We start from the raw sequence: 21,073 nt of genomic DNA on the forward strand, positions 1-21,073 counted from the left end.
GTGATCGCCCCGGCTTTCTCGCATCGCCACCTGCTGGGCCTCGAAGGCCTGTCCGCCGACGACCTCACCACGGTCCTCGATCTATCGGATCGCTTCCTCGAGGTCGCCGAGCGGCCCATCAAGAAGGTGCCCACGCTGCGGGGCAAAACGGTGATCAACCTTTTCCTCGAGGCCAGCACCCGCACCCGCACGAGTTTCGAACTGGCGGCCAAGCGGCTCTCGGCCGACGCCGTGAACATCTCGGGGGCGGCGTCATCGACCGTCAAGGGTGAAACCCTCATCGACACGGCCAAGAACCTCGACGCGATGGCGCCCGATGTCATCGTCATTCGGCATGCCCAGGCGGGGTCGGCGGCGATGTTGGCTCCCCACACCCGGGCCGCCATCGTGAACGCCGGGGACGGGGCTCATGAACACCCCACGCAGGGGCTGCTCGACGCTAGCACCATTCGGGCGCACAAAAGGCGGATCGAGGGGCTCTCGGTCTGCATTTGCGGCGACATCGCCAACAGCCGCGTGGCGCGCTCGAACATCTTCGCGCTGCGCACCCTCGGCGCCCACGTCCGGGTGGCGGGCCCGCGCACCTTGCTGCCGCTCGGCATCGAGAAGATGGGCGTGGACGTGTTCGATTCCCTCGACCAGGGCATCGAGGGCGCCGACGTGGTGATGATGTTGCGCATTCAGATGGAGCGGCAGGCTGGTGGCCGCTTCCCCAACGCGCGCGAGTATTCCCGCTATTTCGGGCTCAATGCCCGCCGCCTGAGCCGAGCGAAGCCTGACGCCATCGTGATGCACCCGGGCCCCATGAACCGCGGGGTCGAGATCGATCCCACCGTGGCCGACAGTGGCCGTGCGGTGATTCTGGAACAAGTGGCGCGCGGGGTGGCCGTGCGGATGGCGGTCTTGTATCTGTTGGCAGGCGGCAAGGATGCCGACGGCCACGGGCAATGATCTCCCTCCAGAATCTGAGCAAGGAATTTTCCTCCCGCGTGCTGTTCGAGGGCGTGTCCCTCCAGCTCAACGCAGGATCCCGCTACGGCGTGGTAGGGGCCAACGGCTCGGGAAAGAGCACGTTCATGCGCGTGCTGGCCGGTGATGAGCCTGCTTCCGGGGGCAGCTTCACGATCCCGAAGCGGGCCCGCATGGGTGTCCTACGCCAGGATCGCTTCCTCGCTGACGAGGAAATCATCTTGGACCTCGCCATGCGCGGTGATCTCGCGGTGTTCGAGGCCTTGGCGCGGCAAAAGGCGCTCGCCGAAGGGCGGCTGGAGCTCGATCCAACGCAGCTCACCGCCATCGAAGACGTCCTGGCGGCCCACGATGGCTACACCCTCGAGGCCCGCTCGAGCCGCGTGCTCGAGGGTCTTGGCATTCCCGTTCCGTCGCATCGCCTGCCGCTCGGCACCCTGTCCGGCGGATTCAAGCTGCGCGTGCTTTTGGCCCAGGTGCTCGTGGGGGGAGCCGATCTGCTCCTGCTCGACGAGCCCACGAACCACCTCGACATCTTGACGATTCGCTGGCTCGAGCGCTTCTTGGCGAGCTACGAGGGCTGCGCGCTCATCATTTCTCACGACCAGCGTTTCCTCAACAACGTCACGACCCACACGCTGGACGTCGACTACCAAACCATCTCGCTTTACACGGGTAACTTCAGCAGCTTCGAGCTTCAGAAAAAGGCGATTCGCGAGCAGAAAGAGACCGCGATCGAACGCGCACAGGAGGAAATTGCTCGCAAAAAAGCCTTCGTCGAGCGCTTCGGGGCCAAGGCGACCAAGGCCTCGCAGGCGCAAAGCCGCTTGCGCCAGATCGAGAAGATCGAAGTGGAGGAGTTGGTCTCGTCCTCGCGTCGCGCCCCGCATCTGAGATTCGAGCAAAACCGGCCGAGCGGCCGTGAGGTGTTGGCGCTCGAGGGCATCAGCAAGGCCTACGGAGACAAACAAGTTTTGAAGAACGTCTCGGTGACGGTGCGACGGGGTGAACGCGTCGGCATCATCGGGGCCAACGGGCTCGGGAAATCCACGCTGCTCCGCGTGGCCGTGGGTCGTCTGCCGCCGAACGTGGGCGACGTGAGGTGGGGGCACGAGACACACGTGGGCTACTTCCCGCAGGATCATCACGAGCTGCTCGAGGATCCCCAGGCCACGCCCTTCGAGATCCTCTACGGCCTGTGTCCGGCCGAAACGGTGAGCTACGTTCGGGGCCAGTTGGGGCGTGTGCTCTTCTCTGGCGACGACGTGGGCAAGCGGGTGGGGCTACTCTCGGGCGGTGAGGCGGCGCGGCTCATCTTCGCCTGTTTGTCGGTCAAAAAGCCGAACGTGCTCGTGCTGGACGAGCCCACCAATCACCTCGACATGGAGACGATCGAGGCGCTCATCGAGGCGCTCAAGGCGTACCCGGGCACGGTCGTGTTCGTCTCCCACGATCGCTGGTTCGTTTCGGAGCTTGCGACGCGCATCATCGAGTTGACGCCCGAGGGACTGAAAGACTTCCCCGGCGGCTACGAGGCGTACCTCGAACGCTGCGGCGACGACCACCTCGATGCCGACGCCGTGGCAGAAAAGGCCCGCAGGGCGAAATTGGCCGAACAAGCGCAGAAGGGCGAGGGCGCAACGCTGTCTTGGGAGGAGCAGAAGCGCCGCCGCAACCGCCAAGCGCAGCTACCCAAGCTGCGCGACAAAGCGCTGGCCGCCATCGAGGAGGCGGAGGCACGAAAGAAGCAGATTCAGGAGATCTTCTTCGACGCGGGCTTTTACCAAAAGACCAGCTTCGACGAGATCGAACGTCTGCAGGCCGAGCAGAAGGCGCTCGACGCGAAGCTCGAAGCCTTGATGGCGGAATGGGAACAAATCGAGACGGAGCTGGCGGCGCTCGCAGGCGAAGGCGAGGTCTGAGGTCGCCGCTCGGCGCCCCCGAGGCCGGGGCGGGTCCCCACACCCACCTGCTTCGTCGGTCGAGGCGCAATGCGTTGAAAATGTCATCTGCAAGGGTGCACACCCGCACCCAGGCGCAGCTTCTGGGGGCTCGGTAGGCCAGCGACCAACATCTCGGTTGACACCCGCCACCGCACCCAATAAACGCTTGGGCCATGGAATCCATCTGCCTGCGGGGCGGGCGCGTCCTGGACCCCGCCTCGAAAACCGACGCGCGGGCAGACGTATTGGTGGTAGATGGCGTCATCGCCGCGATCGGCTCGAAGCTCGAGACGCCCTCGGGCACGAACGAGGTGGACGTGAGCGGCGCCTGGGTCACACCAGGGCTCATCGACATCCACGTCCACCTGCGAGAGCCCGGGCAGGAATACAAGGAAGACATCGCCACGGGCACCGAGAGCGCCGCGGTGGGGGGCTTCACCGCCGTCTGCTGCATGCCCAACACCAAGCCGGTCAACGATAACCGCGCCGTCACGGAGCTCATCGTGCGCCGCGCCCGGGAAGCGGGCAAGGTGCGGGTGTATCCCATCGGAGCCATCACCCAGGGGCTCGAGGGCAAGGTGCTCGCCGAGATGGGTGAGCTGAAAGAGGCGGGTTGCGTCGCCGTCTCCGACGACGGCCGCCCGGTGATGGACGCCGAGGTGATGCGGCGGGCCTTCGAGTACGCCCGCACGTTCGGCCTGGTGCTCATTCAGCACTGCGAAGATCTCTGCCTGTCCCGACATGGCGCGATGAACGAAGGGGCGGTGTCCACCCGGGCGGGCATCCGTGCGCAGCCCGCTGCGGCCGAGTCCACCATGGTGGCTCGTGACCTCGAGCTGGTGGCCCTCACAGGGGCGCGCTACCACGTGGCTCACATCAGCGCGGCTGAGTCGATTCGCCTCGTGCGTGAGGCCAAAGAGCGCGGTCTGCCGGTGACGGCCGAGGTGACTCCGCATCACCTCGTGCTGACCGAGGACGCGTGCGCCACCTACGACACGAACACGAAGATGAACCCGCCCCTGCGCACCTCGCTCGACGTGCAGGCGGCCATCGAGGGTCTGGTCGACGGCACCATCGACTGCATCGCCACCGACCACGCGCCGCACTCTCCCATCGAGAAGGACGTGGAGTTCGAGCAAGCTGCCTTCGGCGTCATCGGCCTCGAGACCGCCGTGCCCTTGACGCTCGAGTTGGTGCGAAACGGCCGCCTGGATCCCATGACCTGGGTCGAGCGCCTCACCCTCGCGCCGGCGCGCCTGCTCGGCTTGCCGGGGGGGCGTCTTGCGGTGGGCGCCCCGGCCGACGTGAGCGTCATTCATCCCGAGCTGCCCTGGACCTTCGCCAAAGAAGGCGTCGTGTCCCGGTCCAAAAACAGTCCTTTTTTGGGGCGAAACATGCAGGGCCGGGCCATTTTGACCTTGGTGGGTGGACGCATCGTCTACCAGGACGAAGGCCAAGCCCGGTCACAGGAGCCACGCGCGTGAGCGACACATCAACGGTACACACCCCGGAACACGGATCGATGGAAGAACTGTCTGGATCTCCCGCCCTGCTGGCTCTCGAAGACGGAACCGTATTTCGGGGACAGGGCTTCGGCGCCGAGACCGACGGCTTTGGCGAGCTGGTGTTCAACACGGCGATCACCGGCTACCAGGAGGTCCTGACCGATCCGTCGTACAAGGGCCAGATTGTGCTCATGACGGCGCCGCAGATCGGCAATGTGGGCATCAATCCCGAAGACTTCGAGTCCCGGCAGCCCTTTGCTTCGGGATTCGTGGTTCGCGAGCTCTCCGCGCGCGTGTCGAACTGGCGCGCCACCGGGTCGCTCGGGGCCTTGATGGCCAAGTACAACGTGGCCGGCATCTCAGGCATCGACACCCGTGCGGTCACACGCCGGTTGCGCATCTCGGGGGCCCAAAGGGCCATCGTCACGCGCAACGTGAACGAGCCCGAGGCCGCCGTGCGCAAGGCCAAGGCCGCGCCCTCGATGGAGGGTTGCGACCTGGCCGAAACGGTCACCACGCCCGAGATCTACGCCTGGAACGAGGGTTTGTGGCAGGCCCCCGGCACCGCTACGCCGCTTCCGGCCGACAAGCACCACGTGGTGGCCTACGACTTCGGCATCAAGCGGGGCATCCTGCGGCACCTGCGCCAGGCGGGCTGCCGGGTGACGGTCGTGCCGGCCCATACCTCTGCCAAGGAGGTTCTCTCCCTCAAACCGTCGGGCGTGTTTCTCTCGAACGGACCGGGCGACCCCGCCCCGGTTGCTTACGGCATCGAAGCCGTCAAGGAGCTCGTGGCCTCGAAGACTCCGCTGTTCGGCATCTGCCTCGGTCATCAGATCCTGGGTCTCGCCCTGGGAGGCAAGACCTACAAGCTGAAGTTCGGCCATCACGGAGCCAACCACCCGGTCATGGACATGTCGACGGGCAAGGTGGAGATCACCTCGCAGAACCACGGCTTCTGCGTCGACGTGGACTCCCTGGCCGGCAAAGCCGTTCTGACCCACGTCAACCTCAACGACCGTACGGTGGAGGGCCTACGGCACGAGCAGCTGCCCGTGTTCAGCGTGCAGTACCACCCCGAAGCGTCCCCGGGTCCGAACGACGCTGGATACTTGTTTGGCCGCTTCGTCCGCCTCATGGACGAAAACACGCGGTGAGCGACGCGACGGATTCGCAGGGGGCCTCGCCGTCTGCGGGCGTGGCCGTGCTGCACAGGATCGCCGAGCAGCTCGTCGCGCGCCACGCAGAGGGGGCCTACCGCGAGGAGGCCCTGAGGGCCAAGGCCGAGTACTTCGACCACGCTGGCAAGGTGTTCGACGACGACGGGGACATATTCGAGAGCCGTCTTGCGGCCTTCCTCGAGTGGTACGTCCTCGAGCGACCCCTGGAGGGCGTGGGCGCGCCCCCCGCTCTCGTTTGGCTCGAACGAGAAGCGAACGCCCAAGGTGGCGTTCCCTCGGAGACGGCACGCGCTTTGGCAGCGCTGTGCAGCAGCCACCGCAGCCTCTTCGACGTGGGGACCGTCACGGATGACACCGTCGAACTCGAGGACCTCCTCGGGGGGGCGCGGTTCGTGGTGACCGAACGTCGCAGCACCGTGGGCTTCGAGGAGGGGCAGATCGTCGAGGCCCGCTTGCTGTGGGACGGTGAGCGGGTCGTCTTTGGCAAGACGTTTCTGTTTCACCCTCGTGAAGCTCGCCAGGAAGTCCTCGCTCACGTCGACGGCGCCCTCGCCGCCGGGGTGTCTCCGAAGGAGGTAGTTTTTCAGCTCGCCCGCCTTCACTTGCGCTGGCACCGCAGCCGGCACATCTCGGCGGTGCGCATTTACGGCGAATCCAGAGTAGGGGAGCCGCGGAGCGCGCTCGCTCCCGAAGCCACTCCCTGATCGCGGGCCCTTGGCCCGTGTACACTGCGTGCATGGCCGCCCTCGAAGGTAAACGGATCTTGCTCGGTGTCACCGGGGGCATCGCCGCCTACAAGGCGGCTGAGCTCTGTCGTCTGCTCGTCAAGGACGGCGCCCATGTGCGTGTGGTCATGACGGCCGCGGCCGAGGCCTTCGTCACCCCCATGACGATGCAGACCCTGTCCGGTCACAAGGTGGCCCGCCACCTGCTCGACGCCTCTGAAGAAGCGGAGGTAGGCCACATCCGTCTGGCCGACGAAGCCGACTTGGTGGTCGTCGCCCCCGCCACGGCCGACGCCATGGCGAGATTTGCTGGTGGCCTCGCCAACGATCTTTTGTCAACCGTCGTGCTGGCCAGCCGTGCCCCGGTGCTCCTGGCGCCCGCCATGAACGTGAACATGTGGGAAAATCTCCTGACTCAAGCCAACCTCGGCCGCTTGCTGGATACGGGACGCTTCTTCACCGTGGGCCCCGAGAGCGGTCCCCTGGCCTGCGGCTGGATAGGCGCGGGCCGCATGATCGAGCCTGAGCTCATTCGCGACGCTGCCCGGGCGCACCTGACCGGAAGCCCCTCGCTCGCTGGAAAGCGCGTGGTGGTGACGGCCGGGCCTACGCACGAACCCGTCGACGACGTTCGTTTCCTGGGCAACCGATCGTCGGGTAAAATGGGCTTCGCGCTCGCCGCCGTCGCGGCTGCCCGGGGCGCGCGGGTCACCCTGGTCGCCGGGCCCGTTCAGCTGCCCACGCCCGGGGGCGTGGAGGCGCGTATCGATGTCGAGACGGCTCTCGAGATGCATGAGGCCGTCATGCACGCCTCGGTGGACGTCGATGTCGTGGTGATGACCGCGGCTGTGGCCGATTTTCGACCGGTCGCGCAGGTACGGGGCAAGTTGTCTCGTCGGGAAGGGGTATCGACCTTGGAACTGACGCCAAACCCGGACATTTTGGCGGACCTCGGCAGGGCCCGCCAGGGGACCTCGAAGCCGGTGCTCGTGGGTTTTGCTGCCGAGGTGGCCGACACGGAAGAGACCTTGAGGCAAAGGGCGCGCGCCAAGCTGCAGGAGAAGCGCTGCGACGTGGTCATCGCAAACGACGTGAGCGGGACGGACATCGGCTTCGGCAGCGAAAACAACGCCGGCTGGATCGTCCGTGCCGAGGGGCCCGACATCGTCTTGCCCCGCTCCGCCAAGCGGCGCTTCGCCGAAGCGATCTGGGACCATCTCGCGCCCCTGATTGCTTGAACCTCTGCGTTCAAGGCGTGCGTTTACACCTGGAGAACCTTCAGATAGTTTGGCGGTCGTGTCGACGCGTCGGGAACAGCTCCTCGAATACTACAGGCTCGAAGCGGGTCGGAGGCTCTTGCGGGCCGGCGACACGCTCGCCGCCCGTCAGTCCGGGCCGGTTTCCCCAGGCGCCGTGGCCATGTGGGAAGGAGAGGAGACCGACGACTTTCATGGCACGCTCGCGGCGATCTGGCTCTGGTCCCGGGCCCAGCTGATCACCGGCGAGCCTCGCTTCGGTCGCCAGATAGGAGCCGCGTGGGCCTTTGTCGAGTCGGCGTGGGATCACTTCGTTCCTGACTCACTCAGCGCCGCCGCCAGTGATGAAGCGGCTTACGATTGCGCGATGGTCCTGCGTGCAGGGCTCGCGACGGCCGCGCTCACCCATAGCGGGGATTGGCGCCGCTACGGAGAGCGCGCGGCGAGGCTTTTGGCCTCTTACCTCGCCGACCTCGAAGATCTGAACGCCCGGGGCTTTGCCGATCCGGGTTTCCTTGCCTGGAACCTCGCGGATTTCGCGCGAGCGATGGCGGACCGTGGGCTGCTCTCGGCGGTGGCGCGGTTTGTCGACAGGTCCTTCAGCACGAAGCAGGCCCCCAACTTTGCTCACGAGCCGAGCGAGCCGGACGACCTGTTCGACTTTTCCTCCACCAACGCCACGGCCATGTTGGCGCTCATGGCCACGGAGGGCGAAACGCCGTTCGTCGGCAGCTGGCTGAGAGAGCGGGTGGCAGCCCATTTCCCTTCCGGCTTTCTCCCCCGGGCAACTGACGAGACAGCCTGGAACGCCTGTGTGGCAGCAGCCGCGGGACGGGCCTTCGTCCTCTCTCACGACGAGCGGTTCTTGGCGAGCCACTCCCAGGTCCTGGCTGAGCTTGCCCGCCGGGCTGACGCCGCGGGGGGCGCGCCGGGACGGGGCCCCGGTCTTCCTGGCGATACCTTGGGCGCGTTCTATTACGGGATCGCCCTCGACGCGATGGTGGTGGGCAGATGAGCACCGAAGAACGCCCCTCGGCCGAGCTCGACGAGGATCCTCGGGAGGCCCTTGGAAGACTGGCGGCGCAGTTTCGTACCCGCCTCGCCTGGTCGGCGCGCTGGGGGGCTTTGGGCGTTCCGCCCGGCCGAAGCCCCGTCCAGCGCCCCTCGGCCGTCGAAAAGCCGGCCGTCATGGACTCCGCCGCGGCGGCCATAGGGATCGAGCCGGAGCCGATCTCTCGTGAAGAGATCTTGGACACGCCCGCGGGCCGCATCGACCCGGGAGGCGAGGGGGCCTGCGTGGGCCAGGGGCAGGGGCAGGGGCAGGGGCACGAAGCCCTACGGGTCGTGCAAGAGGTCCTTGGGGAGTGCACCCGCTGTGGGCTTTCGCAAGGTCGGAAGAACTTGGTGTTCGGGGTGGGGAACCCCGAGGCCGACCTGGTCTTCGTGGGAGAGGCGCCCGGGGCCGAGGAAGATGTGAGAGGTGAACCCTTCGTGGGCGCCGCGGGCCAGCTGCTCACCAAAATGATCGAAGCCATGGGCTACTCGCGGGAGACGGTCTACATCTGCAACGTCATCAAGTGTCGACCGCCAGGCAACCGCAACCCCGAGCCGGACGAGGTGGCCGCCTGCGAGCCGTTCCTCAAACAGCAGCTGGCGGCGCTCAATCCGCGCGTCATCGTCGCGCTCGGCAAGTTTGCCGCGCACTGCCTGCTGCACACGGACACGCCAATCACGCGGTTGCGGGGAACCTGGGGTACCTACGAAGGAAGGAGGACCATGCCCACCTTCCACCCCGCCTATCTCTTGCGGAATCCCGACGGCAAACGCCTGGTCTGGCAGGACCTGAAAGCGGTGATGGCCGCGCTGCGGGACATGGGCATCGAGCCGCCTCATCCACCTCGTGCGTGAACGCGCGAACTCAAGTCGAAGCGAGCCTCTGCCGAATTCCCCTGTTGGCTTTCGCTCATGCGCATCGACGTCGCTTCGTCCTCGCCGCTGGCTGCCTCCGGCCCTCTTCGCCGTGCGCGCGCCGAGCGTGCGCCCGCCGCCGTCGAACCCCGGAGTTCCGGCGAAGCGGGCGTCATCGTGGAGCTTTCTGAACGCGCCCAGGCGGCGCGGGCCGAGGCGGGACGCGACGGCGGCCGGCCGTCACCTGGCGCGAAGAAAGAGGGCGAAGGTTCGTCTTCGGGTTCCGAGGCGCGAGGGGCGGGAGGCAAACCGCTCGAGGCCGAGGAGAAGGCCGAGGTGCAACGTTTGGCGGCGCGAGATGCCGAAGTACGGGCCCACGAGGCCGCGCACGCCGCCGCCGCTGGAGGGCTTGGGGGAGGTCCCTCGTACAGCTACGAACAGGGGCCCGACGGTAAGCGCTATGCGGTCGAGGGCGAGGTTCAAGTTCAGGTGGAAAAGGGGCGCACCCCCGAGGAGACCATCCGGAACGCCCAAACCGTTCGCGCCGCCGCGCTCGCACCGGCTCAGCCCTCGAGCCAAGACCGCGCCGTGGCTGCGGACGCGGCGGCCCTCGAAGCCGAGGCACGCCAGGAACTCGCGGAGGCGCAGAAGGCAGCCCCGGAGGGCCTTCTTCTCAACACCCTCGATACGGAGCGGCGGGCCAGCAACGGAGGGCGCGATCATGCCCACGAGGAGGGGTGCGGGTTCTGTTCGCGGGCGGCGTCCCGCTACGCGGCCTGAAGACCAGCGCGGCGTGACGTCCGTTGGTGTCAGGGCCGTCGAGGCGCGATTGCCGCCCGCATGCGGGGCCAGTCCGCCACCCACACGGGGCCACGCTTGCGCCAAAGCAGCGGCATGCGCGCTTCGGCGGGCGTCCCGAGACACAGATGGTAAAGCGCATCCACCCGCGCGTAGAAGCCCCGGGTGTGCGGGGTGTCTGCCAGCCCGAGATGAACCAGGTCCAGGTGGTGACAGAATTCGTGGACCAAGGTGTTCAGGAGCCCGCGGTGGCTGGTCACCTTCCCCAGGATGGCTGTCCGCATCCACACCCGGATCTTCTCCGTCGAGGGCGTGTAGTCTCCGAAGAGCTCGTAACTGAAGTGTCCCTCGAGGACGTGATGCGGTCGCACGCCGAGGACCGAGAGCCCCGGCGCCCGCACGGCATAGAACGACGCAAGATGTTCGAGCAGGGCCAGCCCCGCTTTGCGGACGGGCGGCGCCTTGCCGCCGCCGAGTGCCTCTTTCAAGGTCGCGCAGAGCCTTTGCAGCGGCTCTCCGGCCGGAAGGTCAAACGTGGTGAGCGCGTCGCTCTTCGCGAACACCACGCGCTCCTCCGCGGCGGGCGGTAGGGGATCCGTCACCACGGGGCGAGTATACGAGGCCCGACGCGTCTGACGTGTGACGCCTGCCCGCAAATCGCGCCTGCCCGCAAATCGCGATAGAAAGCGGGCATGGCAGCCGACGAGACGTCCCGAGGCGCGTGTACCGAGATTGAGCTCAGCCCTGGCCCGGATCTGCGGCGGCGCCCCGTCCTCGCCTTTCTGCTTGGATCCCTCGCCTGCAGCTCCTCCTGCGCCACGTCTCTATCCAGCTTTCAGCCCGCCCACGTTGCGCCCAAAGGGCACCTTCAGGCCGAGATGGGGGCCGACCTGTCGCTCCCGACGGGAGGCATCCTCGACACCATCGACGTGGGTCGGCGCCTCGCCACCCAGGCGACCCAGCGGCCCCTGACGGAAGCCGAACAGCTGGCGGTGATCGACGCCGGCCTCAACCTGGCCTTGAACCCTCCGGCGCTCATTCAACACTTCGCCCTGGCTTACGGTGCAGGAACGAACGTCGAGATCGCGCTGCGCTACGCGGGCGGTGGGTACCGCCTCGGGGGCCGATATCAGCTATGGACGCAGGAGGAGGACGGCCGGGGCTGGGATCTCTCCCTGGGCCTCGGCGTGGCTCGCCAAAGCTTTTCGTTTCGCGTGGGCAACGTGCTCGACATCGTCCGTATCGACGACTTCGTGCGCTGGACCGTGGACGTGCCCATCACCTTCGGCAAGCGCGCGTCCTGGTATCGCCTGTGGGGAGGGCCGCGGTTGTTGTTCGCCACGGCCAGTACGTCACTCCGGCTGGATCTTCCGGCGGCGGGGGGCCTCGCAGCGCAGACGGTGTTCGCCTCCGCCGAGGCCTCCGGCGTTTACTTCGGAGGCCAGGCCGGGGTGGCCTTGGGTTACGAGTGGGTATATCTGGGGTTCGAGTTGAACCTGGTTCAATACGCCGGACGCGCTGACCTGGTTGCGCCGAGTTTGGGCGACCGAAGCGTGGACCTCGGTACCTTCATTGTTTACCCCGGCTTTGCGCTCATGGGCGAGTTCTGAGCGCGTCTCCGCGCGGGGAGCCATTTGCCCTTCCCACAGGGCGTCCCCGACGTCGTTGACACTGTGGATCGGCAGGGTTAGCTTGCGTCCGGGCTGGCACGGCCTTCGGGCCTTGTCATCGCGTACGCCGGCCCGGGCGTGCCCCGCACACGGACGCAAGAAGGACGAAAGCAGGATTTCATGGCCGCAAAAGAGCCCTGTCACATTGGAAGCAGCATCACTGTCACTGGCCAGATCTCCGGCAACCAGGACTTGGTCGTCGAAGGGCGCGTCGAAGGGCGCGTGGGACTCGACAGCAAGCTCTTCGTGGAAGAGTCGGGCGCCGTCGAGGCTGACGTCGACGTGATCGAAGCCGACATCCGCGGGGCGCTCAAGGGCGAAGTCGTCGCCCGCAAGGTGGCCACGTTGCACCCCAGTGCCCGCGTGGTGGGGGTCATCCGGGCTCCTCAGATCGTGGTGGCTGAAGGGGCTCAGTTTTCCGGCACGGTGGAAATGGACGTCGAGCTCCCCCCCGAGCTGACGGCGGGGGCGTGAGGCGCGCGAAGCGGCCTCAGCAGACGGTCTAAGGTTCATCTCTCATGGCGAAACAAGATAAGGACGGCAGATCCATGGCGAACACGGTCATCGGCACCAACATCACGATCGAAGGTGAAATCCGCGGCGAGGAATCGCTCACGATTCTCGGCACGGTGAAGGGGAAGGTGGCTGTGGCCCAGGGCATCGTCATCGAGTCCGGCGCCACCGTGGAAGCCGACCTCGAGGCCCAGGCGGTCACCGTCGGCGGCAAGCTCACGGGAAACGTGGTGGCGCGCGAACGCCTCGAAGTGCGTCCTGAAGGACGCATGGTGGGCGACGCTCGCGCGGCGCGCATCATGATCGCCGACGGTGCCTCGTTCAAGGGCAACGTCGACATGGACGTTTGAGGTCGCGCATGGTCACGAAGCACACAGTCATCGGGCAGGGGGCCCACGTCGTCGGCGAGGTGCGCGGCGACGACTCCCTCGTCGTTCAGGGTAGGGTCGACGGTCGTATCCACATCAGCGAAGACCTGAGCGTCGAGCCGGGCGCGATCCTCCAAGCCGACGTCGAGGCCCGGAACGTTACGGTCTCGGGGGTCGTGGTCGGGGGCATCACCGCCAGCTCGTTGGTGCGGCTCACGCCGAAGGCGCGTGTGGTCGGAAACATCTCGGCGCCGAAGGTGGCGATCGAAGCGGGCGCGGCTTACCGCGGACGGATCGAAATGGGACCCGTGGATCTCGCGCGAGCCGCCTCCGCTACGGCCCGCAGCGAAAAGGTGAGCATCAGCTCTGCCCCCGCGGCGGCGAAGGCGCCTCCTCGGCTCGCGCCACCGTCACGTGTGGCCGCCGTGACGCCTGCGCCGGCACCCCAGGCTCGGCCCGCACCACCCCGAGCTGCCGCGCCGGCACCCCGGGCCACCACGGCGGCGGCCCAGACGCCCTCGTGGGCTCGCAAAAAAGCCGTCAAGCGTCGCTGACGGGCGCACGCCAGGCCCTTGCCCGAGCGTCTCCGTTCGGCGAGGGCCGTGCCTTATCTGGCGGGGGCTGAACGGCCTGAGGTATCGAGCCGGGCGCGGCGATTCTTCGAAGATCCCCCGGCAGCGCCCATGGGCCTGTGCTACTTTCGGCCCGCGCATGTGCGGAGTCATCGGCATTTTCGGGCACCCTGAAGCCTCGAACCTCGCGTACTTGGGGCTCCACGCCCTTCAGCACCGGGGCCAAGAGTCGGCGGGCATCGTCTCCTCGGACGGCCAGCGGTTACGCTGGGTGCGGGAGATGGGGCTGGTCAGCGAGATCTTCGACGCTGACCGCTTGGCGGGTCTGCCCGGCTTTGCCGCCATCGGGCACGTGCGTTACTCCACCTCGGGCGAGTCCAGCCTGAAAAACGCGCAGCCGATCGCGGTGGATTACTCGGGCGGCTCGCTCGCCATCGCCCACAACGGCAATCTCGTGAACGCGGACGAGCTTCGGACGCGCCTCGAGGACGAGGGGTCCATTTTCCAGACCACGTCGGATACCGAGGTCATCCTTCACCTCATCGCCCGCTCCCGCGAAGGGGGCCTGCCCGAACGGGTGGCCGATGCGCTGCGGGTGGTTCGGGGTGCCTTTTCATTGGCTGTCCTCACCGAATCGATGCTCATCGCCGCCCGGGATCCCATGGGCATCAGGCCGATGGCCATCGGACGGCACAAGGACACCTGGGTGGTGGCATCCGAGACCTGCGCCTTCGAGCTCATCGAAGCCGAGTACGTGCGCGACCTCGATCCCGGCGAGATGGTGATCGTAGACGCACACGGCCTCAGAAGCGTTCGCCCCTTCAAGACCGAGCCGCCCCACCGCTGCGCCTTCGAGTGGGTGTACTTCGCACGGCCCGATTCGACCGTGGGTGGCCTTTCGGTCTACAGCGCCCGCGAGGCCATGGGGCGCCGTTTGGCCGTCGAACACGCGGTGGACGCCGACGTGGTCGTTCCCGTCCCAGATTCTGGCGTGGCGGCTGCCATCGGGTACGCCCGCGAAAGTGGCATTCCTTTCGGTCAGGGCCTGATGCGCTCACACTACGTGGGCCGCACCTTCATCGAGCCGAGCCAGTCCATCCGGCACTTCGGCGTCAAGTTGAAGCTTTCGCCGGTGCGCGAGGTGCTCGCGGGCAAACGGGTGGTGGTGGTAGATGACTCGATCGTTCGCGGCACCACCTCCCGAAAGATCATTGGCATGATCCGATCGGCAGGTGCGAAAGAGGTTCACATGCGGATCAGCTCGCCGCCCACGGTGGGACCCTGCCACTACGGGATCGATACGCCGTCGCGAGAGGAGCTGATCGCCGCCACGCATACCCTCGACGAGACCCGGCAATTCGTGGGGGCCGACAGCCTCGGTTACCTCTCGTTGGAGGGCTTGCACGCGGCGCTCGGGCGCTCGGCGCGGGATGGCGAAGCCGAGCCGGAAAACAACGGCCTGTGCGACGCCTGCTTCTCGAACCGGTACCCCATCACCGTGGTGCCACCCGCGCGTTTGCGGCAGCTTCGCCTCATCACGGCCTGAGCCCGATCAGGCCGCGCGGCATCTCAACCCTGTGGTGGATGCGAAGGCCCGGGCGGCCCGCCGCTTGATATAACGGGCGGGCATCATGGCGACATCGACCACATCCGTTCCCCTCGTTCCGGGCCCGCTGGCAGGCGGGGCCGATTTGGATCGGCATCTCGAAGCTCTGAGGCTTCCGTATCCGAGGGCCTTCATCGACCGCTACCTCGACAAACTGCCTCGCTTCGGGACCCGGGTCCTGGTGGCTCCCGGGGCGGCCGTGGTCGGGGAGGTCGAGCTGGACGATGACGTGTCGGTTTGGTACGGGGCCGTCCTGCGCGGCGACCTGGCGCCCGTCCGCGTCGGCGCGCGCAGCAATGTTCAAGACGGCGCCGTTCTGCACGTGGGCGACAGCAGCCCCTGTGTGGTCGAGACCGACGTGGTGGTGGGACACCGGGCCATGCTGCATGGCTGTCGGATCGAGCCTGGGTGCCTCGTTGGTATGCAGGCCACAGTGCTGGACGATGTGGTCATCGGCCACGGCTCCGTGGTCGGCGCGGGCGCCGTGGTGCCCCCCCGCACCATCGTACCTCCCCGCAGTTTGGTTCTGGGCGTTCCCGCCAAGGTGGTCCGCAGCCTCTCGGAGACAGACGAGGCCTTTGCCGTGGCCCTCGCGGGAAAGTACACCCGACTCAAGGAGAACTACCTGCGCGATAGCCTGCGGCAGGGCTAGCGCTCTCCGGGCCAACCCCGCGACACGTCAGGCATTTTGTCGCTGTCTTCACGCGCGATGTTTTGTGTCGTGACGAAACCTTCCTGCTATTCTGCGCCGGCCATGGAAATCGGCCCGATTCGTGAACGCCTCGTGGACCTCAACAAGCGCCTAAGTGCGCTAAGGGGGTATCTTTGACGTCGCGGCTAAAAGACGCCGCATCGCCGAGCTCGAAGCGCTCTCCGGCTCTCCCACGTTCTGGGAAGATCAAGAAAAAGCCCAGGGCTTCCTGAAAGAGCAGGCCCGCCTCAAGCAGGAGGTGGACACCTTCGACCGCCAAGAGCGGGGGCTCGAAGACGCCGGGGTTCTGCTGGACCTCGGCGAAGAAGCCCGGGACGAAGCCACGATCCTGGAGGTCGACGCGGCCGTTCAGAAGCTCGAGGCGGGGGTGCGCAGCCTGGAGTTCGCACGCATGCTGTCCGGTCCTCACGACCGCCAGGGCGCGCTGTTGTCGATCAACGCCGGTGCGGGCGGCACAGAGTCGCAGGACTGGGCGCAAATGCTGCAGCGGATGTACACACGCTGGGCGGCACGCCGCGGGTACGCGGTGGAGATCTTGGACCTGCAGCCCGGCGAAGAAGCGGGAATCAAGAGCTGCACGCTGGGCATCACGGGCGACTGGGCTTACGGCTACCTACGGGCCGAGTCGGGGGTGCATCGCCTCGTACGCATTTCCCCCTACGACGCGCAAGCGCGGCGGCACACGTCTTTTGCGTCCGTCTTCGTCTACCCTGACATCGACGAGAGCATCGAGATAGAGATCGACGAGAAGGACCTGCGCATCGACGTCATGCGTTCGGGCGGCGCGGGCGGCCAGCACGTCAACAAGACGGAGTCCGCCGTACGCATCACGCACCTGCCGACCGGGATCGCGGTTCACTGCCAATCAGAGCGCTCCCAACACAAGAACCGGAACACGGCGATGCGCATCCTCAAGGGCAAGCTGCTCGAGCTCGAGCAGAAAAAGCAGGAGGAGAAGATGGGCAACATCAATGCCCAGAAGAAAGCCATCGAGTGGGGCAGCCAGATTCGGTCTTACGTCCTCGCTCCTTACAAACTCGCGAACGATCATCGCACAGAGCTCAAGGCGAGCGACGTGGATGGCGTGCTCGACGGGGATCTGGACCCCTTCATGGAAGCCATGCTGCTGCTTTTGGCAGGCGACCCCATGACGGCCGTACGCGAAGGCAGGACTGAGTCAGACGCTCCATAACGGACCGCCGACCGCGCCTCACTTTCTCTCACACAAGACGCGACACAGGAAACCCTCATGGCGGACGAGAAGGAACTCATTGCCGAACGGCAACGGAAGGCCGACGAGCTTCGGGCGGCTGGACTCAACCCCTACGCAAACGGGTGGCAGCCCAGCCACGACATCGGCGCCCTCGTGGAACGCTTCGGCGCCACGGCACCGGAGGGCTACGAGCACCCTGCCGACCGGAGCGCCCCCCCCAAACTGCTCGACAGCGAGCGCTTCGCCATCGCGGGCCGCGTCGTCGCCCATCGGGGATTCGGCAAAGCCACATTCATCAAGCTGCGTGATCGTACGGAGACGGTGCAGTGTTGGCTCAAGGCCGACACCTTGCCCGAGGGCATGTACGATGTGTTCAAAAAGATCGAGCGCGGCGACTTCATCGGCGTGACGGGCCCGGCCATGTTCACCAAAACGGGAGAACTCACCGTCTTGGCTGAATCTTTCGTGGTCCTGACCAAGGCCATTCGGCCTCTACCGGAAAAGTGGCACGGTTTACAAGACGTCGAGACCCGCTACCGGCAGCGATACGTCGATCTCATCGTCAACGACGAGGTGAGGGAGGTCTTCAAGAAACGGTCACGGATCGTATCGGCCATCCGGCGGTTCTTCGATTCTCGGGACTACCTCGAGGTCGAGACGCCCATGATGCACACCGTCCTGGGGGGCGCCGCCGCCCGGCCGTTCTCCACCCATCACAATGCGCTCGACCTCGACCTCTTCATGCGCATCGCGCCCGAGCTGTTTCTCAAGCGGCTCGTCGTGGGGGGCTTCGATCGCGTCTACGAGATCGGCCGCAACTTCCGCAACGAGGGGCTTTCGCGCAAACACAACCCCGAGTTCACGATGCTCGAGTTCTATCAGGCCTACGCCACGTTCGAGGACCTGATGGAGCTCACGGAAGAGCTCTTCGCCGAGCTTGCCCGAGAGGTGCGCGGAAACGAAAGCGTTACCTACGAAGGGCGCCACGTCGATCTGTCGCGCCCCTGGCCACGTCTGCCGATGAAAGAGGCGATTCTCACCGCGTCGAAGCAGGGGCTGCTTCCGGACAATCTCGAGCGCGGGGTGTTGGAAGACGAAGAGGCACTGCTCGGGTGGATTGGCCGCACGGGCTTGGCCGAACGAAAGGACGAGCTGGCGGCAGTGCTGCGGAAGTGCAGCAGTCACGGCGAACGGGTCGGAGCGCTGTTCGACTACGGCGGTGAGCTGGCCCTTCCTTTCGACCGGCCCGTTTTCGTCTACGAGTACCCGGCGGAGACGTCACCTTTGTCCCGCCGGAATGACGACGATCCCCGCAAAGTCGACCGGTTCGAGCTGTTCATCGTCGGGCGTGAGCACGCGAATGCTTTTTCCGAGCTCAACGATCCCATCGACCAACGCCAGCGCTTCGCACGCCAGGTGGAGGCAAAGGATCGGGGCGCCGACGAAACGATGGACTACGACGAGGACTACTGCAGGGCCCTCGAGTACGGCTTGCCGCCCACGGCGGGCGAAGGCATCGGTATCGACCGGCTGGTGATGCTGCTCTGCGATCAGCCCAGCATCCGGGACGTGATCCTGTTCCCGTTGATGCGCCCCGAGTAAGCGGTTTCATGCCCGCACGCGGCTTCGAATGGTTCGTGGCTTGGCGGCACCTCCGGGGCCGTCCCGCCCGGCTGCCACGAACGTTGTTCGTGGGGGTGGGCCTATCCATCCTTGGCCTGGCCGCGGTGCTCGTGGCCAGCCAATGGACGGCGAAGCTGTCGTCATCCGCAGACCTGTTTTTGCCTTACCGGCAGCTGCGGCTGCTTGGTTACGTGAAGACCGCCGGCGTGGTCAGCGCTGGGCTGGGGGCGCTGCTGGTCTACTTGGGCGTGCTGTTCAGCCGGTTCACCGTGTTCACGGCTTTTTCGATCTTCGGCGTGTTCCTGGGAACCGCCGCCCCCATCGTAGCCTTGTCCGTGATGTCTGGCTTTGAATCGGACTTGAAGGGGAAGATCCGCGGTTGGAAGGCGGACCTGGTCGTGGAATCGGACGGGGAGACCCCCTTCGTGAACTGGCGACCCCTGTTGTCCGAGATCGCCGCACTACCAAACGTCGAAGGCGTCACGCCCTTCCTCGAAGCCGAGCTGATGATCCGAAGCGGAAACACACCCGCCGGGATCGTGCTCCGCGGGATCGAACCGTCTTCCGCTGCACGGGTGCTCGATCTCGGGCGGCACCTCAAAGAGGGTGACATGCGTGATTTGCAGCCCGCCGCACGCCCCGACGATCAGGTCGAGCACGTGGAGCCTGCGCCCCTTCCCGAGGCGCTCGTCCACCCGGATGGCTCCGCGGATGGGAAGTCAGCTGACGACGCAGAGCCCGACGTGGACAGCGAAGGGGACGACGTCGGTGCGGGCGACATCTTTCCCCGAGGCGCCCGCGTGATCACGCGCTCACCCCTTGGCGTCGAAACGCCCGCCGTATTCCTGGGCGAGGAATTGTTCTCCCGGACCTTGCGTTTATTCGTGGGGGACGGGGTCGATATCGTCTGCCCCCTGTGCGGGGTCGGCCCCTCGGGCCCGATGCCCCAAAGCCGCCCCTTCCGGGTGGCCGGACACTTCAAGAGCGGCATGTACGAATACGACTCAAAGCTGGCCTACGTGCATTTGTCGGAGGCACAGCGCTTCCTCCACATGCCGGGCGAAATCACTGGAATCGACGTGCGCACCCGTCGGGCCGAGGACGCCCGGGGGGTCGCCGACCTGCTCGCGGCGAAGCTGGGCACGGGCTACCGCGTTCGCACCTGGGAGGACTTGAACAGGGCACTGTTTCTGGCTTTGCGGCTCGAGAAGATCGCGATGTTCATCGCGCTGGCGTTCATCGCCCTGGTTGCATCGTTCTCGATCGTCTCGAATCTCTTCATGCTGGTCACCGAAAAGGGCAGGGAGGTCGCGATTCTCAAGGGCATGGGCGCCACGAACGGGGGGATCCGCCGGGTGTTTCTTCTCGAGGGCCTCTACATCGGCCTGCTTGGGAGCGTCTTCGGTGCACTGGTCGGGGTGGCAGCTTGCCTCCTGATGGAAACCTATGGCCTGCCCCTGCCGAGCGACATCTACTACATCGATCAGTTGCCCGTGGTCATGCGCCCGGTAGAGGTGCTCGGCATCTCTGGTGTCGCGCTGGCGCTTGCCATTTTGGCAGCGGTTTACCCCGCACAGCTGGCCTCGCGCCTCCGCCCGGTGGAAGGGCTTCGCTACGAATGAACACCCCCCGCCCAGAAGGACGTGTCGGTTTGACACTCGACGAACGGGTGGATACGGTGACGCCGTTCATGAGCACTACCGTGGTCGGCGGGCCGGCTGGCGTCGCGTCATTAACGTTTGCCGCTGGGCTTCCCCCGCAACGTCCCCTTGCAGGGGGGGTGCACGTGCGCACGGTGGGCGTGACGAAGACCTTCCAGCACGGAGAGAGGTCCCTCGACGTGCTCCGGGGCATCAACCTCGAGCTGGGGGCAGGCGAAATCGCGGCCGTCGTGGGCGCTTCCGGAGTCGGCAAGTCGACCCTGCTTCACTTGCTCGGAACGCTCGATTTGCCCAGTGCCGGACAGATTCACTTCGATGGGGTCGATGTGACGAGGCTTTCGGCCACGAAACTCGCCGACTTCAGGAACAACCACATTGGCTTCGTCTTCCAGTTTCATCACCTGCTGCCCGAGTTCACGGCGATGGAGAACGCGATGATGCCAGGTCTGATTCGGCGTCAAAACCCCGCCGAGAATGCGAGGCCCGAGCTCGGCAGATCCTGGACAGGGTCGGGTTGTCCCATCGGCTTACCCACCGGCCAGGTGAGCTATCCGGGGGAGAGCAGCAGCGCGTGGCATTGGCGCGGGCCTTGTTCTTGAAGCCGCGGCTTCTGCTTGCCGACGAGCCCACGGGGAATCTCGATACGCGGACCAGCCGTGAGATGCACGGCATGTTTTTCGAGCTGAACCGCGAGCTGGGCATGACGATCTTGCTCGTGACCCACAACGACGAGCTGGCGGCGCAGGTGCCCCGGCGCCTGCGTATGGTGGACGGGGTAATCGAGGAGGTGGTGGGCTAGATGCGACCTTCTCTACACCTGCGGAAGGTCCTTCAGGCCCTCGGGCTTTGG

18 protein-coding genes and 2 pseudogenes are annotated in these 21,073 nt (G+C 66.2%); 19 read left to right on the plus strand and 1 reads right to left on the minus strand.

Annotated elements, in window-relative coordinates; translation table 11 throughout:
- Nucleotides 1-3: 3 nt before the first annotated feature.
- The 9 genes from KA712_25830 to KA712_25870 all read left to right on the plus strand — a co-directional run bounded on the left by KA712_25830 (nt 4) and on the right by KA712_25870 (nt 10,267).
- Nucleotides 4-951 carry an aspartate carbamoyltransferase catalytic subunit gene (locus tag KA712_25830; protein MCG5056376.1) on the plus strand — a complete coding sequence of 316 codons (948 nt, stop codon included), beginning with the start codon at nt 4-6 and terminating at the stop codon, nt 949-951.
- A complete protein-coding gene (locus KA712_25835) occupies nt 948-2,891 on the plus strand; it encodes an ABC-F family ATP-binding cassette domain-containing protein (GenBank protein MCG5056377.1) in 1,944 nt (647 codons plus the stop codon). The genes KA712_25830 and KA712_25835 overlap by 4 nt, the downstream gene beginning before the upstream one ends.
- A 194-nt stretch (nt 2,892-3,085) precedes the next feature.
- Nucleotides 3,086-4,396 carry a dihydroorotase gene (locus KA712_25840; GenBank protein ID MCG5056378.1) on the plus strand — a complete coding sequence of 437 codons (1,311 nt, stop codon included), beginning with the start codon at nt 3,086-3,088 and terminating at the stop codon, nt 4,394-4,396.
- A 38-nt stretch (nt 4,397-4,434) separates the two neighbouring features.
- The gene (gene carA / locus KA712_25845; GenBank protein ID MCG5056379.1) at nt 4,435-5,574 is read left to right on the plus strand and encodes a glutamine-hydrolyzing carbamoyl-phosphate synthase small subunit; all 1,140 of its coding nucleotides are present in this window, start codon (nt 4,435-4,437) and stop codon (nt 5,572-5,574) included.
- Nucleotides 5,571-6,302 (plus strand): hypothetical protein, encoded by a 732-nt coding sequence (locus KA712_25850; GenBank protein MCG5056380.1) that lies wholly within the window; start codon nt 5,571-5,573, stop codon nt 6,300-6,302. The genes carA and KA712_25850 overlap by 4 nt, the downstream gene beginning before the upstream one ends.
- A 32-nt stretch (nt 6,303-6,334) precedes the next feature.
- Complete coding sequence (coaBC, locus tag KA712_25855; protein ID MCG5056381.1) at nt 6,335-7,561, plus strand: bifunctional phosphopantothenoylcysteine decarboxylase/phosphopantothenate--cysteine ligase CoaBC; 1,227 nt, start codon at nt 6,335-6,337, stop codon at nt 7,559-7,561.
- Between the two features lie 58 nt (nt 7,562-7,619).
- Nucleotides 7,620-8,594, plus strand: coding sequence for a hypothetical protein (locus KA712_25860; GenBank protein ID MCG5056382.1), 975 nt, complete (start codon nt 7,620-7,622; stop codon nt 8,592-8,594).
- Nucleotides 8,591-9,487 carry a uracil-DNA glycosylase gene (locus KA712_25865; GenBank protein ID MCG5056383.1) on the plus strand — a complete coding sequence of 299 codons (897 nt, stop codon included), beginning with the start codon at nt 8,591-8,593 and terminating at the stop codon, nt 9,485-9,487. The genes KA712_25860 and KA712_25865 overlap by 4 nt, the downstream gene beginning before the upstream one ends.
- 57 nt (nt 9,488-9,544) lie before the next feature.
- A complete protein-coding gene (locus KA712_25870; GenBank protein MCG5056384.1) occupies nt 9,545-10,267 on the plus strand; it encodes a hypothetical protein in 723 nt (240 codons plus the stop codon).
- A gap of 29 nt (nt 10,268-10,296) precedes the next feature.
- On the opposite strand, the gene KA712_25875 is transcribed toward KA712_25870, so the two are convergent.
- A complete protein-coding gene (locus tag KA712_25875) occupies nt 10,297-10,890 on the minus strand; it encodes a hypothetical protein (protein ID MCG5056385.1) in 594 nt (197 codons plus the stop codon).
- A gap of 177 nt (nt 10,891-11,067) precedes the next feature.
- On the opposite strand from KA712_25875, the gene KA712_25880 reads away from it, so the two are divergent.
- From KA712_25880 to KA712_25925, 10 genes and pseudogenes are all read left to right on the plus strand, one after another.
- On the plus strand, nt 11,068-11,895 hold the full coding sequence (locus KA712_25880; protein MCG5056386.1) for a hypothetical protein: 828 nt from the start codon (nt 11,068-11,070) through the stop codon (nt 11,893-11,895).
- A gap of 180 nt (nt 11,896-12,075) precedes the next feature.
- On the plus strand, nt 12,076-12,429 hold the full coding sequence (locus KA712_25885; protein ID MCG5056387.1) for a polymer-forming cytoskeletal protein: 354 nt from the start codon (nt 12,076-12,078) through the stop codon (nt 12,427-12,429).
- 74 nt (nt 12,430-12,503) lie between these two features.
- Nucleotides 12,504-12,818, plus strand: a complete 315-nt coding sequence (locus KA712_25890) for a polymer-forming cytoskeletal protein (protein ID MCG5056388.1) — start codon at nt 12,504-12,506, stop codon at nt 12,816-12,818.
- Nucleotides 12,819-12,826: 8 nt separating this feature from the next.
- Nucleotides 12,827-13,390, plus strand: coding sequence for a polymer-forming cytoskeletal protein (locus KA712_25895; protein MCG5056389.1), 564 nt, complete (start codon nt 12,827-12,829; stop codon nt 13,388-13,390).
- A gap of 157 nt (nt 13,391-13,547) precedes the next feature.
- Nucleotides 13,548-14,954 (plus strand): amidophosphoribosyltransferase, encoded by a 1,407-nt coding sequence (gene purF, locus KA712_25900; protein ID MCG5056390.1) that lies wholly within the window; start codon nt 13,548-13,550, stop codon nt 14,952-14,954.
- Nucleotides 14,955-15,039: 85 nt separating this feature from the next.
- Nucleotides 15,040-15,666 (plus strand): gamma carbonic anhydrase family protein, encoded by a 627-nt coding sequence (locus KA712_25905; protein MCG5056391.1) that lies wholly within the window; start codon nt 15,040-15,042, stop codon nt 15,664-15,666.
- Nucleotides 15,667-15,754: 88 nt separating this feature from the next.
- Nucleotides 15,755-16,918: pseudogene (prfB, locus tag KA712_25910) on the plus strand (peptide chain release factor 2).
- 57 nt (nt 16,919-16,975) lie between these two features.
- Nucleotides 16,976-18,541, plus strand: coding sequence for a lysine--tRNA ligase (gene lysS / locus KA712_25915; protein ID MCG5056392.1), 1,566 nt, complete (start codon nt 16,976-16,978; stop codon nt 18,539-18,541).
- Between the two features lie 8 nt (nt 18,542-18,549).
- Nucleotides 18,550-20,184, plus strand: coding sequence for an ABC transporter permease (locus KA712_25920; GenBank protein ID MCG5056393.1), 1,635 nt, complete (start codon nt 18,550-18,552; stop codon nt 20,182-20,184).
- Nucleotides 20,185-20,252: 68 nt separating this feature from the next.
- Nucleotides 20,253-21,022 (plus strand): annotated as a pseudogene (locus KA712_25925) (ABC transporter ATP-binding protein).
- Nucleotides 21,023-21,073: the final 51 nt, after the last annotated feature.

The sequence above is a fragment of the Myxococcales bacterium genome, assembly GCA_022184915.1.
In the GTDB taxonomy this organism is placed as follows: Bacteria; Myxococcota_A; Polyangia; order Fen-1088; family Fen-1088; genus JAGTJU01.

What these genes read in the sequence shown, in the direction of transcription:
- KA712_25835 (MCG5056377.1), top strand. Translation starts at nt 948, where the DNA reads ATGATCTCCCTCCAGAATCTGAGCAAGGAATTTTCCTCCCGCGTGCTG.
- KA712_25840 (MCG5056378.1), top strand. Translation starts at nt 3,086, where the DNA reads ATGGAATCCATCTGCCTGCGGGGCGGGCGCGTCCTGGACCCCGCCTCG.
- carA (MCG5056379.1), top strand. Translation starts at nt 4,435, where the DNA reads ATGGAAGAACTGTCTGGATCTCCCGCCCTGCTGGCTCTCGAAGACGGA.
- coaBC (MCG5056381.1), top strand. Translation starts at nt 6,335, where the DNA reads ATGGCCGCCCTCGAAGGTAAACGGATCTTGCTCGGTGTCACCGGGGGC.
- KA712_25865 (MCG5056383.1), top strand. Translation starts at nt 8,591, where the DNA reads ATGAGCACCGAAGAACGCCCCTCGGCCGAGCTCGACGAGGATCCTCGG.
- KA712_25870 (MCG5056384.1), top strand. Translation starts at nt 9,545, where the DNA reads ATGCGCATCGACGTCGCTTCGTCCTCGCCGCTGGCTGCCTCCGGCCCT.
- KA712_25885 (MCG5056387.1), top strand. Translation starts at nt 12,076, where the DNA reads ATGGCCGCAAAAGAGCCCTGTCACATTGGAAGCAGCATCACTGTCACT.
- KA712_25890 (MCG5056388.1), top strand. Translation starts at nt 12,504, where the DNA reads ATGGCGAACACGGTCATCGGCACCAACATCACGATCGAAGGTGAAATC.
- KA712_25895 (MCG5056389.1), top strand. Translation starts at nt 12,827, where the DNA reads ATGGTCACGAAGCACACAGTCATCGGGCAGGGGGCCCACGTCGTCGGC.
- purF (MCG5056390.1), top strand. Translation starts at nt 13,548, where the DNA reads ATGTGCGGAGTCATCGGCATTTTCGGGCACCCTGAAGCCTCGAACCTC.
- KA712_25905 (MCG5056391.1), top strand. Translation starts at nt 15,040, where the DNA reads ATGGCGACATCGACCACATCCGTTCCCCTCGTTCCGGGCCCGCTGGCA.
- lysS (MCG5056392.1), top strand. Translation starts at nt 16,976, where the DNA reads ATGGCGGACGAGAAGGAACTCATTGCCGAACGGCAACGGAAGGCCGAC.
- KA712_25920 (MCG5056393.1), top strand. Translation starts at nt 18,550, where the DNA reads ATGCCCGCACGCGGCTTCGAATGGTTCGTGGCTTGGCGGCACCTCCGG.